This is a genomic window from Dongia sp. (assembly GCF_041918875.1).
GTDB lineage: Bacteria > Pseudomonadota > Alphaproteobacteria > Dongiales > Dongiaceae > Dongia.
The window spans coordinates 161,209-174,750 of sequence record NZ_JAYRUV010000001.1 but is presented as its reverse complement, the minus strand read 5'-3'; the positions used below and the strand labels follow the sequence as shown (position 1 = coordinate 174,750).

General features: G+C 63.7%; 15 protein-coding genes. 2 read left to right on the top strand and 13 right to left on the bottom strand.

The genetic code is table 11. The features are described 5' to 3' along the window. Positions 1 to 78: 78 nt before the first annotated feature. Together ACE3TY_RS00790 and ACE3TY_RS00785 are read right to left on the bottom strand one after the other, a co-directional pair. Complete coding sequence (locus ACE3TY_RS00790; RefSeq protein ID WP_374649972.1) at positions 79 to 1,014, bottom strand: FAD-binding protein; 936 nt, start codon at positions 1,012 to 1,014, stop codon at positions 79 to 81. A gap of 10 nt (positions 1,015 to 1,024) precedes the next feature. After that, positions 1,025 to 1,777: an electron transfer flavoprotein subunit beta/FixA family protein gene (locus tag ACE3TY_RS00785; protein ID WP_374649970.1), complete on the bottom strand. Its 753-nt coding sequence runs from the start codon at positions 1,775 to 1,777 to the stop codon at positions 1,025 to 1,027. A gap of 526 nt (positions 1,778 to 2,303) precedes the next feature. Between ACE3TY_RS00785 and ACE3TY_RS00780 the strand changes: the two genes are divergently transcribed. Further along, complete coding sequence (locus ACE3TY_RS00780; RefSeq protein ID WP_374649969.1) at positions 2,304 to 2,690, top strand: endonuclease domain-containing protein; 387 nt, start codon at positions 2,304 to 2,306, stop codon at positions 2,688 to 2,690. Positions 2,691 to 2,850: 160 nt separating this feature from the next. On the opposite strand, the gene ACE3TY_RS00775 is transcribed toward ACE3TY_RS00780, so the two are convergent. Together ACE3TY_RS00775 and ACE3TY_RS00770 are read right to left on the bottom strand one after the other, a co-directional pair. Beyond that, on the bottom strand, positions 2,851 to 3,411 hold the full coding sequence (locus ACE3TY_RS00775; protein ID WP_374649967.1) for a cob(I)yrinic acid a,c-diamide adenosyltransferase: 561 nt from the start codon (positions 3,409 to 3,411) through the stop codon (positions 2,851 to 2,853). 4 nt (positions 3,412 to 3,415) lie between these two features. Continuing rightward, entirely contained in the window at positions 3,416 to 3,610 is a 195-nt protein-coding gene (locus ACE3TY_RS00770) for a twin transmembrane helix small protein (RefSeq protein ID WP_374649965.1), read from the bottom strand. 339 nt (positions 3,611 to 3,949) lie between these two features. Here ACE3TY_RS00770 and ACE3TY_RS00765 point away from each other — a divergent pair, with 339 nt between their 5' ends. Further along, positions 3,950 to 4,435, top strand: a complete 486-nt coding sequence (locus ACE3TY_RS00765) for a GNAT family N-acetyltransferase (protein ID WP_374649963.1) — start codon at positions 3,950 to 3,952, stop codon at positions 4,433 to 4,435. A 613-nt stretch (positions 4,436 to 5,048) separates the two neighbouring features. Here the strand turns inward: ACE3TY_RS00765 and ACE3TY_RS00760 are convergent. The 9 genes from ACE3TY_RS00760 to ACE3TY_RS00720 all read right to left on the bottom strand — a co-directional run bounded on the left by ACE3TY_RS00760 (position 5,049) and on the right by ACE3TY_RS00720 (position 13,538). After that, positions 5,049 to 6,425 carry an FAD-binding oxidoreductase gene (locus ACE3TY_RS00760; RefSeq protein WP_374649961.1) on the bottom strand — a complete coding sequence of 459 codons (1,377 nt, stop codon included), beginning with the start codon at positions 6,423 to 6,425 and terminating at the stop codon, positions 5,049 to 5,051. Positions 6,426 to 6,462: 37 nt separating this feature from the next. Continuing rightward, positions 6,463 to 6,726, bottom strand: coding sequence for a DUF2061 domain-containing protein (locus tag ACE3TY_RS00755; RefSeq protein ID WP_374649959.1), 264 nt, complete (start codon positions 6,724 to 6,726; stop codon positions 6,463 to 6,465). Positions 6,727 to 6,850: 124 nt separating this feature from the next. Beyond that, complete coding sequence (locus ACE3TY_RS00750) at positions 6,851 to 7,672, bottom strand: aminotransferase class IV (protein WP_374649957.1); 822 nt, start codon at positions 7,670 to 7,672, stop codon at positions 6,851 to 6,853. Beyond that, positions 7,669 to 9,096, bottom strand: a complete 1,428-nt coding sequence (pabB, locus tag ACE3TY_RS00745; RefSeq protein ID WP_374649955.1) for an aminodeoxychorismate synthase component I — start codon at positions 9,094 to 9,096, stop codon at positions 7,669 to 7,671. The genes ACE3TY_RS00750 and pabB overlap by 4 nt, the downstream gene beginning before the upstream one ends. An 84-nt stretch (positions 9,097 to 9,180) precedes the next feature. Further along, entirely contained in the window at positions 9,181 to 9,549 is a 369-nt protein-coding gene (locus tag ACE3TY_RS00740; protein ID WP_374649954.1) for a winged helix-turn-helix domain-containing protein, read from the bottom strand. Positions 9,550 to 9,553: 4 nt separating this feature from the next. Continuing rightward, positions 9,554 to 10,693 (bottom strand): C45 family autoproteolytic acyltransferase/hydolase, encoded by a 1,140-nt coding sequence (locus tag ACE3TY_RS00735; RefSeq protein ID WP_374649952.1) that lies wholly within the window; start codon positions 10,691 to 10,693, stop codon positions 9,554 to 9,556. Positions 10,694 to 10,824: 131 nt separating this feature from the next. After that, positions 10,825 to 11,523, bottom strand: coding sequence for a gamma-glutamylcyclotransferase (locus ACE3TY_RS00730; RefSeq protein WP_374649950.1), 699 nt, complete (start codon positions 11,521 to 11,523; stop codon positions 10,825 to 10,827). Positions 11,524 to 11,838: 315 nt separating this feature from the next. Continuing rightward, positions 11,839 to 12,798 (bottom strand): 3-keto-5-aminohexanoate cleavage protein, encoded by a 960-nt coding sequence (locus tag ACE3TY_RS00725; RefSeq protein WP_374649948.1) that lies wholly within the window; start codon positions 12,796 to 12,798, stop codon positions 11,839 to 11,841. Positions 12,799 to 12,824: 26 nt separating this feature from the next. Continuing rightward, a complete protein-coding gene (locus ACE3TY_RS00720) occupies positions 12,825 to 13,538 on the bottom strand; it encodes a GntR family transcriptional regulator (RefSeq protein WP_374649946.1) in 714 nt (237 codons plus the stop codon). Between the last annotated feature and the right edge of the window lie 4 nt (positions 13,539 to 13,542).

The following is a 13,542-nucleotide window of genomic DNA, read 5'->3' as shown; positions in this document are numbered from 1 at the left end:
TCTTCGTTTAATTGCCCCGGAAAGATGCGGCCCGCTGTTTTATCAGCGGGCCGCCTGTCCGGTTTTCAGTTCAAGGGCCTACTTGCCAAGTTCTTTCGCCAGTTCCGGCACCGCCTGGAACAGGTCGGCGACCAGGCCGTAATCGGCTACCTGGAAGATCGGCGCATCCTCGTCCTTGTTGATGGCGACGATGACCTTGCTGTCCTTCATGCCAGCCAGATGCTGGATGGCGCCCGAGATACCGACGGCGACATAAAGTTCCGGCGCCACAATCTTGCCGGTCTGGCCGACTTGGTAATCGTTGGGGACGAAGCCCGCATCGACGGCGGCGCGCGACGCGCCGACGGCGGCACCCAGCTTGTCGGCCACTTCCTCGAGCATCTTGAAATTGTCGCCCGACTGCATGCCGCGGCCACCCGAGACGACGATGCGCGCCGAGGTAAGCTCGGGACGCTCCGTCTTCTGCACTTCCTGCCCCAGGAACTTGGAAAGGCCAGCGTCACCGCTGGAGGCGACCTTCTCGACCGCGGCCGAACCGCCGGTCTCAGCCGCGGCGTCGAACGCCGTCGCGCGGACCGTGACGACCTTGATCTTGTCGGATGACTGCACGGTCGTCAGCGCGTTGCCGGCATAGGTCGGGCGCGTGAACGTGTCCGGGCTTTCGACGGCGGAAATTTCGGAAATCTGCTGCACGTCGAGGAGTGCTGCGGCGCGCGGCAGGATGTTCTTGCCGTTGACGGTCGCCGCTGACAGCACATGGCTGTAGGCAGGCGCCAGGGCCACGATCAGCTTGGCGACGTTTTCGGCCAGGGCATGGCCATAGACGGCATCGTCGGCCAACAGCACCTTGGCGACGCCGGCCACTTTGGCCGCGGCATCGGCGGCACCTTGCGCACCGGCGCCGGCCACCAGGATGTGAATGTCGCCGCCGATCTTTTGGGCGGCGGTAACGGCATGCAAGGTCGCCGATTTCAGCGACGCGTTGTCATGCTCGGCAAGGACGAGAATGCTCATGGATTGATCCTCAGATGACTTTTGCTTCGTTCTTCAGCTTGTCGACCAGTTCGGCCACGGACTTGACCTTGACGCCGGCCGAGCGCTTGGGCGGCTCGGCGACCTTGAGGGTCTTGAGGCGCGGGGCCGGATCGACGCCAAGCTGCTCCGGGGTCAGCACATCGATGGGCTTCTTCTTCGCCTTCATGATGTTGGGCAGGCTTGCGTAGCGCGGTTCGTTGAGGCGCAGGTCGGTCGTCATGACGAACGGCGTCTTGACCTCGACGGTCTCGAGGCCGCCATCGACTTCACGCGTCACATTGGCGGTCGCATTGTCGTTCAAGACCAGCTTCGAAGCGAAAGTCGCCTGCGGCCAGCCCAGCAAGGCCGAGAGCATCTGGCCGGTCTGGTTGGCATCGTCATCGATCGCCTGCTTGCCGAGAATGACGAGGCCCGGCTGTTCCTTCTCGACCACGGCTTTCAAGAGCTTGGCCACGGCGAGCGGCTGCAGTTCGACATCGGCCTGCACATGCACGCCGCGATCGGCGCCCATGGCGAGTGCCGTGCGAATCGTTTCGGCGCATTGCGCGTTGCCCAGAGAAACGGCGACGATTTCGGTGACCTTGCCGGCTTCCTTGAGGCGCACGGCCTCCTCGGTCGCGATTTCGCAGAAGGGGTTCATGGACATCTTGACGTTCTGGGTTTCGACCCCCGTGCCGTCCGCTTTGACGCGGACCTTCACGTTGGCGTCGATCACCCGCTTAACAGCGACGAGGACTTTCATCTTCAAGGACCCGGATGAGACAGTTGTTGGACTGTGGTTGTAACGGTCGATGCCCGGGGCGCGGCGGCTCTGTTCAAGACCCGCGCCCGGCGCGACACCCCCTGCCCTCGAAAGCCGCGGAAAAGCGACCGCGAGGCAGTAAATTTCGCAAGCGCAAAATAGGGGCATGGCATCTTTGTGTCAACGTGGCGAGGGAACTCGTCCGGAAACGGCAAACTTGCGCTTAATCGCGAAATATCAATGAGTTCCACGATCCATGGATGAGCTGCATTAACCCAATGATGAGCCATCTTGAAGCGACACAGTGCAGCATCGTTGGGCAATCGGTGCGAAAATTTTGGGCACGGATCGCCTCACGCGCGCTGCACCCCAACCTCATCTTTCCTCTGAAGGAAGAAGGCTTTTTCGGCACATTCGCCTCGACCGTCTCGGCTTAATCCCCCTCCCTTCCGAGGAAAGGTGGGGTCGTTGCAACCGGGACCATGTCTGAATAGCATCACACACCCAGCACGAGCATTTACCAGCAATGCCATCGAGACCCGCCGACGAATCCGTCACAACCGCCCGCCGCCTGCGCCGCGACATGACCGGCGCCGAGAAAAGGTTGTGGGCCAAGCTGCGCGACCATCAATTGGAAGACGCGCATTTCCGCCGCCAGTTTCCAGTCGGCCCCTATGTCGCGGACTTCTGTTGCCGGCAAGCGAAGCTGATCGTCGAAGTTGACGGCAGCCAGCATGCCGACACTGCACGCGACGATGCGCGCACAGCGTATCTGCAAACTCTCGGTTACCGCGTCCTGCGCTTCTGGAACAATGACGTACTGACGAACATCGAAGGCGTCGTGGAAACGATCCGCGAAAGTCTTCGGTTACACCCCCACCCTGACCCTCCCCCTGAAGGGAGAGGGGATTGAAGCGAGGTGATAGTGCGGACTCGGCCGGAAAGCCCTCTCCCTCCGACTGAAGGGAGTGAGAAATGGAGCGAGGTGATGGTGTGGACTCGGTCGGAAAGCCCTCTCCCTTCAGGGGGAGGGTTGGGTGGGGGTTGTTGCAATCGGCTCGCTCTCGGCCGAGCTATCTATTCTGCCCCGGCACCCACAGCACATCCCCCCTGCCCTTGTCATTCAGATAGCGCGCCATGACGAAGAGCAGGTCGGACAGGCGGTTGATGTAGCGCAGGGCCGCCGGGTTGATGCTTTCATGCTCCATCAGCGCTGTGATGTCGCGCTCGGCGCGCCGCGCGACGGTGCGGGCGAGATGGAGATGAGCCGCGGCCGGCGTGCCGCCGGAGAGCACGAAGCTCTTCAACGGTTCCAGCTCGGCATTCAGCCGGTCGATTTCCTGCTCCAGCCGCTCGACCTGCGCCTCGATCACGCGGAGCGGCGGATAGTCTTTCGGGTCCTCCGGCTGGCAGAGGTCGGCGCCGAGGTCGAAGAGATCGTTCTGGATCCGGTTCAGCATCGTATCGATGTCGCCGCTGCATTGCAGGCGCGCAACCCCGATTGCCGCATTGGCCTCGTCGACCGTGCCATAGGCCGCGACCCGGAGATCGTGCTTCTTGACGCGCTTGCCCGACCCCAGCGACGTCGAACCCTTGTCGCCGCCCTTGGTGTAGATGCGGGTCAGCTGGACCATGGCTTTAGCCGCGCGTCAGCCAGAAGAGGACGAAGCTCACGATCGCCCCGGCCTGGAACAGGACGCGGTAGCGCATGAACTTGTTGGCGTTGCGCTTGTTGAAATCGCCACCCTTGCCCATGGAAAAGACGCCGACCAGCAGCGTGGCCAGGGTGAGTATCAGGAAGACGATGAGCAGGACGAAGAATATGTTTGCCATGTCCGGATGATAGCGGCGTGGAGGGAGCCGCGCTAGAGTGAAGCGGAAGTCGGGCTCCTGTTTGCCCCAAACACCCGGAAGTTGCCAGAAGAACAAGGAATCGGACCATGCGGCGGTTAGTCCTCAAGGACGGCACAGATATTCCGGTCATCGGCCAGGGCACCTGGCGCATGGGCGAACGCCCGGCCCCGAAAAAGGCGGTGCCGCTGGAGATGATTTGAGGGGGCGCGAAACCGGCAAGTCCGCCTTGCCAGGCCGAATCTTGCCAACCGATCTCATTCCCTATCCTCTCGCGGGAAAGGGTCGGGGTGAGGGGGCGCAACTGAGAATCCACGCCGCATGAAACCGACCTTCACCCTTCGCCCTGCCCATCTCGTCGAATGCGATATCCTCGACGATATCTGCTTTCGCTCGAAGGCGCATTGGGGCTATGACGCGGCCTTCATGGAAAGCGTCCGCAACCAGATCCGCGTGAACGCCGACGCGGTGCGCGCCGGGCGCGTCTGGATCGCCGCCGATGGCGCGGACCGGCCTCGTGGCGTCCTCGAAGTAGACCCGATCGACGGAATCGCCGCCGACCTCACCCTGCTCTTCATCGATCCCGCATACCTGCGCAAGGGTATCGGCCGCGCCCTCTACGAAAAGGCCATCGACCTCGCGCGCCAGCTCGGCGCCAGCGAACTCCTCATCGATTCCGACCCGCAAGCCGCCGCCTTCTACGCCAGCATGGGTGCCACAAGAACCGGCGCCGAGCCGACCGGCTATCGGGGCCGGCTGCTGCCGAGGTTCAGCGTGCGCCTCACATCCACCCGCTCCACTTTCTGAAGCAGAATTCAGACGGAGATCGCCTCCTAAATCGACTCGCCCGACGATATCTGTATAGATGTCGGCAACGGCAATAGCGGCGATGCCGGCATCGACAACGATATCGAAACCGACAGTTACGGCGACCAGCATGAGCCGGCTGAATAACCTGGTGGAAATCCACTACGACGATTGGAATCTATAGGCGAAACTGCGCCACCCCACTCTAGAGCGCTTCACGGTTTGACTTTGAGCAGCGCATAAGAAACCCTTATTCGCAGGAGATTTCTTTGCATGTTTCAGCAAGCCGGACGCTGTCTTGCCGATTCTAAACTTGTCATGGCCCGCGCAGGCGGGCCATCCACGAATTTGCCAGCAAGCGCTCAGAATTCGGCCAGAAACTCGCGGATCCCCCGCCATAGCCGACGAATGCCGGCATTCGCCGACAGCGGGGAATGACAAGTGAGTGCGGCAAAGGCGCATCAACTTAAACCGGACAGCTGTGGGCTTGACCCGGGGATGACATAGTAAGGCGAGCGGTTCTGAGTAAGGTTGAAACGCTCTAGCTCTGAAGGGGAGGGTTGGGTGGGGGCATCGGCGACGATTCCCGCGCGACAAGACTCCGCCACCACACTCAAATCACCTTGCCCGGATTGAGTATCCCCTTGGGATCGAGCGCCGCCTTCAGCCGCCGCATCACGTCGATCTCCTGCGGCGTGCGCGAATAGCCCAGATAGTCCCGCTTCAGCGTGCCGATGCCATGCTCGGCCGAGACCGAACCCTGAAAGTCGCGCACGCACGCATAGACCACATTGTCCACATCATGCATGCCCTCGCCGGGCCGATAGGCGATGCTGGTGGTGATATGCAGATTGCTGTCGCCGATATGACCATAAAAGAAGAACTGCCCATCCGGCCAACGCGCCTGGAGCCGCGCGCGGCAATCCTCGGCAAAGGCGCCGATGCGCCCCACGGCAAGGCTCACGTCGAAATTGACGATCTCCGGCAGGGTATCCAGCGCATAGCCTTCGCGCACGCGCCAGAAGCTCTGCGCCTCCTTCTCGTTCTGGGCGATCACGGCGTCGAGCAGCGCGCCTTCTTCCAACGACGCTTCCAGGAAGGATTGAAACCGCGCCGGATCGGTCTCGGCATCCGACCCCTGATATTCGATCAGCACATAGAAGGGATGACCGGCGACGAGAGGCTGCGACGCCGTCATCTTATGCCCGCTCACGAAGGCATAGAAATCGGGCCACATCGCCTCGAAGGCCGAAGGCCCGCCGAGGTCGGTCTCGGCACGGTGCAGGAGCGCGAGAACGGCATCGAAACTGCCGAGCGCGCAGAAGGCCGTGGCGGTCGAGCGCGGCAGCGGCTTCAGGCGGAACACGACCCGCGTGATGATGCCGAGCGTGCCCTCGCTGCCGATGAATAGCTGCTTCAAATCGAAGCCGGCATTGTTCTTGAGCATTTTGTTGAGATTGCCGAGCACCGTGCCGTCGGCGAGCACCGCTTCCAGCCCCAGCACCTGCGCCCGCGCCATGCCATGGCGGATGACGCGGTTGCCGCCGGCATTGGTGGCAAGGTTGCCGCCGACCTGCGCGCTGCCGCGGCTGCCCAGATCCAGCGGCAGCAGGAAGCCCGCGTCGTCGGCCGCATTCTGCGCGCGCTCCAGCGGCGTGCCCGCCAGCACAGTAAGCGTGGCCGCTTCCCTGTCCAGCTCCTCGATACCGTTGAGAAGGTCGAGCGAGAGGGCGATGTCGCCGGCCCGCGCATTGGCGCCGCCGGCAAGGCCGGTGAGGCCGCCTTGCGGCACCACACTCTGGCCGAAGGCGTTGCAGATCCTCAATGCCGCCGCGACTTCCTGCGTATTGCGCGGCCGCAGCAGCGCCTTCGGCAGATCGCGGCCCGTCATGCTCATGTCGGACCGGTGCCGCGCACCGATATCGCCACCCGTCAGCACCGCGCCGGCACCCAGCTCGGCGCGCAGCGCTGCTATCACATCGTTCATCATGCCGCCCCCGAATGCGAGGGCGGCATGCTAGTCGAACTCAGCCATGCAGCGCCAGCGCGCGCAGGCTGCTGAAGGAATGATGATCCTCGACGCGCGGCGGATCGTGCGAAACGTCTGTATCATTTCCGACGCGCTTCCACACCCGCTCGTGCAGGAAGAAGACCACCGTGTTCACAGCCGGCTCGATGAGCGCCACGCCGAGAGCCACGGGCAGCGAACCGGAAATGAGATATGCGACACCGAAGCCGACGCTGAAATGCAGTACGGCGAATGAGCCAGTCTTCATCAGGTCTCGCAGCATGACACTCTCCTATTTGCAAATAATTCTCAATTGCAAATATGGAAGGATTGGATGCCAGGTGCAACCGACTTATCCCGATGCGACTAATCGACTGAGTCGATCAAAAGGATTCAATTCGACCGGTTCAGTCGATCGAAAGTGCGGTGATTCGATCCGCCAAAACCGGGTCCAGGCGCATCTCGCGGCCGTCGAGGCGCGCGATGGGCACGCATCCGAGCAGGGAGTTGGTGATAAAAAGGCCCCGGAAAAGGTCGATATCGGCCCGTTCCAGGCTGTTTTCGGACAGGTCGATTCCGCCTTTTTCGGCGTTTTTGAGGATTTTTGCCCGGGTAATACCGTCCAGAACTCCATCCGCCAGCGGTGGTGTCACCCATGTATCGCCGATAAGGGCGAACAGATTGCCCCTGGCGAAACCGGCGATGCGGCCCCGGTTGTTGAGCATCAGGGCTTCCTGGGCGCCAGCCCCTTGCGCCTGCTGCTGCGCCAGGACATTATCAAGGTAATTCAACGACTTGATGCGACTCAAGGGCGATCCCTCATTGCGCCGGATGGGGACCGTGGCGGCGTCGAAATGGCTGGGCACCTGCGGGAACGACCCGGCCGTGATCACCAGATTGGGCTTGGGATCGAGCGGCATCAGCAGCCCGCGCGAGCCCACGCCGCGCGACAGGGTCAGCCGCAAGGTCGCGCGTCCTTTCGAAAATCCATTTTCTTCAAGCACTTGTGAGATCGCAGTGGCGACCTCGGTCGCCTCGACCGGCAGCGGCAGCTCCAGCACCGTCGACCCCCGCGCCAACCGCGCGAGGTGCGCCGCCAGGTCGAGTGGATGCCCATCCAGGGCGCAAAGGGTCTCGAAAAGGCCGTCGCCCAAGGTGAAACCCCGGTCCCTGGGATCGATCCGCGCCCGGTCGGCGGGGAGGAGTTGGCCGTTGAGCCAGATCATCATGCCGCCGACCCTCCCCGATCGCTGTTGGCGGAACCGGCCGAGGCCAGCGTTTCGATAAGCGCCTTGGCCTTGGTGAGGCTTTCGTCGAGTTCGAGGGCGGGGTCGCTGTCGGCCACGATGCCGCCGCCCACCTGGAAGGTCAGGTCGTCGCCTTTGATGCAATAGGTGCGGATGACGATATTGCTATCGAGGCCGCCGTCGAAGCCGAGATAGCCGATGGCGCCGCAATAAGGCCCGCGCGCGGTCGGTTCCAGCTCGGCGATGATCTCCATGGCGCGGATCTTCGGGGCCCCCGTGACCGAGCCGCCCGGGAAGGTCGCGCGCAGCAGGTCGACGGCGCTTTTGTCCGGCAGCATCTCGCCCGTCACGACGGAGACGAGGTGATGCACGGTGGCGTAGCTTTCCAGCCCCCAGAGCACTGGCACCTTGACCGAGCCCGGGCGGCAGACGCGGCTGATATCGTTGCGCAGGAGGTCGACGATCATCAGATTCTCGGCGCGATCCTTTTCGGAGGCCAGCAGTTCGGCGGCGAGTGCCGCATCCTCGGCCGAATTGCGGCCGCGCGGACGCGTGCCCTTGATCGGCCGCGTCTCGACATGGCCGTCGCGCAAGGACAGGAAGCGCTCGGGCGAGGAGGACAGGATGGCGATATCGCCGAATTCGAGAAAGGCCGCGAAGGTCGCAGGATTGCGCCGCCGCAGGGCCTGGTAGAGATCGAGCCGGTCGATGCCGGCATGGAGCCTTGCCCGGAACCGCTGGGTAATGTTGGCCTGATAGATGTCGCCCGCCTCGATATAATCGATCGCGCGCCGGACCATGGCCTTGTGATCGGCACCGCCTATGTCCGGCCGCGCGGCGATGGCCCAGGCGGAAGCCGAGGGGGCCGGGGCAACCCGATCGAACAGATCGAGCGCCCAATCGATGCGCGCCCGCGCCCGGGCGGGACGCGCGGCATCCGCCGCGGGATAGCCGCTGGAAATGAGCCAGCCCTGGCCAGCCCCATGATCGATGGCGACGACGAGGTCGTAGGCGCCGAGCAGCAGGTCCGGAATATCCTGATCGTCGCGGCGATGGCGCGGCACGCGTTCCAGATGATGGCGCAGGCCGTAGCCGAAGGAGCCGGCGGCACCGCCCTGGAAAGGCGGCAGCCCCGGCACGCTCGCCAGCGGGTAGCGCGCCAGGAGCCGCGCGAGTGCGGCGAATGGATCGCCCGCAATTTCCGCATCGTCCAGCGTCACCCGCGCTCCGTCCGCCACCAGGCGATGGAAGGGATCGGCCATGATGAAGGAATAGCGGCCGAGAGACTCGTGCGCGAGTGCACTGTCGAAGAAGACCAGCCCGCCGGCCGAGCGCAATGCCGCCGCCCAGCGCAAGCTGTCCAGCGCCGTTCTGGCCAAGGGGTGAATGAGCGGCAACGTCGTCATGGGCGGAACTTATCATGCGCCGCCGCCTCGACAAAACCTAAGAAGCGTCAGGGACTTATGCGTTTTCGACGCGAATCCGTGGCCTTATTTCTGCCGCTGGTTGCGACGGATGAGCGCACGCAGCGCCTGGACATCGGCGGCGATCGCCTGGCGGCAGGCGGATTCCATATTGCGATAGCGGCTGAGCACCTCCGCGCCGGTCGGTGTGAGTACGGCGCCGCCACCCCTGGCGCCGCCGGTCACGGCATCGACGACGGGTGCGCCCAGATGCTGGTTGAGTTCGTCGACCAGCAGCCAGGCGCGGCGATAGCTCATGCCGAGCTTGCGACCCGCGGCGGAAATCGAGCCCGTGTCGCGGATCGCTTCGAGGAGATCGGCCTTGCCGGGACCGATGGCGATATCGGGCTCGATGACGACCCGCAATCTCGGCCCCACGGGTGCTGACTTCGCCATCGCCCTATTCCGCCGCCTGCGCCAGGAAGACCGGCGCCTCGTGCAAACTGTAGCGCGTGAAATCGCGGCAATGCGCCGGCAGCGGCGCCACGTCCATCGTGCCGGCACTTGTGTCCATGACGATCATGGCCACGGTCGCCGAGAGATCGCCGGCGGAATTCGGCAGCACCGGGCGGCAGACGGCGAAGGGGCTCGCGAAATCGTCGAAGAAGGCGGCCTTGAGATCGTCCGGCGAGATCCTGCCCGTCCCCAACAGCTTTCGCACGCGCCAGTCGCGATAGAAACTGTCGCCGAGGAGCCCCACATCCTTGAGCTTCGCCAGCGCAACCGGGCTCACCCAATGATTGGCGTGCACGATGAGGCCATCGGTTGGATAGATCGGGAAGGCCTCGTCCGGCGCGCATTCGAAATCCACGGTGAAGCCTTCGGCCGTGCTCAGCATCATGTTGTTGGAACAAGCCTTGGGTGTCGCCGCCACGGCCCGCACGGCCATGGCGAAATGCCGCTGCTCCAGCACCTTGCGGCGTATGAGCACCAGCGGAATGCCGGATTGGCGATAGTCGCGCTCGGATTCCAGATAATTGGCCGTGATGGCGATGCCGGCCGCGTTCATGCCGCAGCGCGCGAGGCCACCCGCCTCGACGAAGGTCATGAAGTCGGGCCCGTCGTCGCGGGCGACACGCAGCACGATTGCGGTATCGGCGCATTCGGCGCGCCAGTCCCAGTTCTGGCCGTGGATCAGGCGGCCGGTGCTGCTGCGCTCCGGCAGGATGACCGCGCCCGTGCAGCCGTCGACCGCATCGTCCTCCGCCTCGGGCCGGTTCTTCTCGCGCCGCGCCTGGGCCACGATCTCGGTCCGGGCATTGATCATCACGATATCGTCGAGGCCGACCCCGGCGCCATCGGCTATGCCGCGCATCTCCTCAAGATAATGCGCGCCGAAGGCTTCTATTTCCTTGGCGAACTGCCCGATGAGCCGTGCCTTCTCCGGTGGCGTGAGCCCGAGTTCATCGAGCGTGCCGCCATAGAGGCCGATGCTGCGCCTCACCCGCTCCGGCACGGCCCGTCCATACTGCACCCCGCGCGCGTAAGGCTGGCCGCTGACGGCGACGAAGGGAAAGGGCTGGGGATTGGGGGAGGTCATGCGGCGGCTCCGGCTGGTCCGCCGAGAGTCTTAGCCAATGTGAAGTTGGGTGACAATGTAGAGCCGTCACTCGGCGCCCCCCTCCCGGGCTCCCCCATGAAGGTGGAAGGGGGGCCGGATTCGGTCTCGTTCTACCGCGAACGACCTTCGATTTCCCTGGCCACCAATTTCTGCAGGCGCCAGAGGTTGCGGTCGTAGATGCCGTGTTCGGCGAGCTTGGTCACCGTGTTGTAGAGATAGGCGGCACCCGAGCCGATATGGCCGCAGGCGCGCGCCAGCATGTGGGCGGTCTGTTCGAGCGTCGGATGTTCGGGGAGATGAAAGTCCTTCGGGTGCGCCCAGAAGGTGAGCGCCGGCACGATCTCGCCGCCGCTGCGGACATTGAGCCAGCGCAAATAGACGCGATCCTCCGGCCCGTCGATCTCCCGCTGCAGCACGCGCGCGAGTTCCTCGGCCTTGGCCTCGTCCGGCAGGCGGAAGAGAATGCCCTCGCAAGAGCCGCCGCGCTCGAGGGCCAGCATCAGGCCAGGCTGTCCCGGTGTTCCCCGCCAGCGTTCCATCTTCATCGAGAAGCGGCGATGCCAGCCATGCGCCGTGCCACGGCGATGGTCGGCGGCGGTGAAGCCGGGGTTCCAGATGAGCGAGCCATAGGCGAAGATCCAGAGCGGGCCGGCACCGCGTGCCGCCACCATCGCCCTTGCCGTCTCGGCGAACTCGGCCTTGGTATAATAAGTGATTCCCGCGCGCGGGCCTGGATCGGGCACGCATCTTTCGCACCGCGCCACCAGTTCGGCGGTGAGGGCCATCTGCTCGATAGGGGGTTTTGCCATGAAGCTGCCGGTCCGCGGTCAATTGCCGACGGAGACTAGCAAGGGAGGTGGACCGGCGGCAATCGGCGCCGATCTCACCCCTGGTTTGCGATTATTTCACAGGACGCCGGTCTGCTCCTAGAACGTTTCATGGTTTGACGGAAACGCTGTTTCTTTTCCGTCATCCCCGGGCTTGACCCGGGGATCAGCCTGCAACTGAAGAACAGAGCCCAGTCAAACTTGATCCCCGGCCCCGCCTACGCATGTCGGCATTCACCGACTGGGCCCGGGGATGACGGAGCAAGGCGAGCGATTCCGAGCAACGTTGAAATGCTCCTAGAAGGCGACCTGGTCGCCGCCCTTGAGCTTCAGCATCGCCCGTGCCTCGGCAGGTGTCGCGATCTCCAGCGACAGGTTCTCGAGGATGGCGCGGATCTTGGTCACTTGCTCGGCATTGCTTTTGGCGAGTTGGCCCGGGCCCAGATAGATGCTGTCTTCAAGCCCCACGCGCACATTGGCGCCCATCGTGGCGCCCATGGTGGCAAGGCTCATCTGGTGCCGGCCGGCGGCTAGGATCGACCATTGATAGTCCGACCCGAACAGGCGGTCGGCGGTACGGCGCATATGGGCGAGGTCTTCCGGATGCGGACCGATGCCGCCCAGAACGCCGAAGATGGTCTGCACGAAGAGCGGCGGTTCCAGGAGCTTGCGGTCGAGGAAATGCGCCAGCGTGTAGAGATGGCCGATATCGTAGCATTCGCACTCAAACCGCGTGCCGCAGCCATGGCCGAGATCGCGGATGACGCGTTCAATCTGGGCGAACGTGTTGCTGACGACATTGTCACGCGTCTTTTCGACGTAGGGTTTTTCCCAATCATGTTTCCAGTCGGTGATCTTGTCGCCGGCATGGAAGATGGCGAAATTCATCGAGCCCATGTTGAGCGAGCAGAGCTCGGGCTTCGCGCGCAAAGGTGCCGCCAGCCGATCATCCATCGACATGCCGAGCGAGCCGCCGGTGGTGATGTTGATGACGGCGTCGCAATTCTGCTTGATGCGCGGCAGGAACTGCATGAAAACGTCCGGATTGGGCGTCGGCCGCCCGTCCTTCGGGTCGCGCGCATGGAGATGGATGACGGACGCGCCGGCTTCGGCGGCGGCGATCGATTCCTTGGCGATCTCGTCCGGCGTGATCGGCAGATAGGGCGTCATGGTCGGCGTGTGCACCGAGCCGGTGACGGCGCAGGTGATGATGACCTTGCGGCCCTTGCCTTGTTTTTGTTTCTCCGGATTGGCCATGTTCCCCTGATCCTTTCTGGTTCTTCTTACTGTGGCAGTAGCCGCAGGATGATGTCCGCGGCTTCCGAAATATCTTTCCGCAGCGCCTCGCGCGCGGCATTGCCGTCACCCTTGCGCAGGGCGGCGATCATCGCCTCGTGATGATCCATGCCGAGGCCCAGCGTCGCCTCGCCGCGCATCGTATTGAGGCATGGGCCGACTTGCATCCACAGACTTTCGATGATCGGCAGCAGCAGCGGCGAGCGTGCCGCCCTGTAGATGGTGAAGTGAAAATCCAAGTTTAGGTCGAGATAGCCCTCGGCCGATTCCGACCGCGCCAAGCGGTTCATGTCGGCCTGGATTTCCTCCAGCCGTTTCAGTTCGGCCTTGCTGATGGTGAGTGCCGCCCATTCGGTGGCCTTGCCTTCGATCTCGCAGCGCACGCGGCGCAGTTCCATCAGGCGCCCTGGGCTCATCTGCGGCACTTCGACACCGCGATTGGGATTGTTCTGCAGCGCCTGTTCGGTGACCAGGCGCCGCAGCGCCTCGCGGATCGGCATGGCGCTGGTGCCGAAGACTTTCTCCAGCTTGGAAACGACCAGCCGCTCGCCGGGGACGTAATGCGCCGACATGATAGCGTGCTTCAGCCTGGCGTAGATATCCTCATGGGTCGAGCCGTGCGGCACCTCGGCCCGCGCCGTCTTGCCCAACCCCTTAGGTCCCGCCTTGGACTTGACCGCGGGCTTTGCCGTGCGCGCCATGATC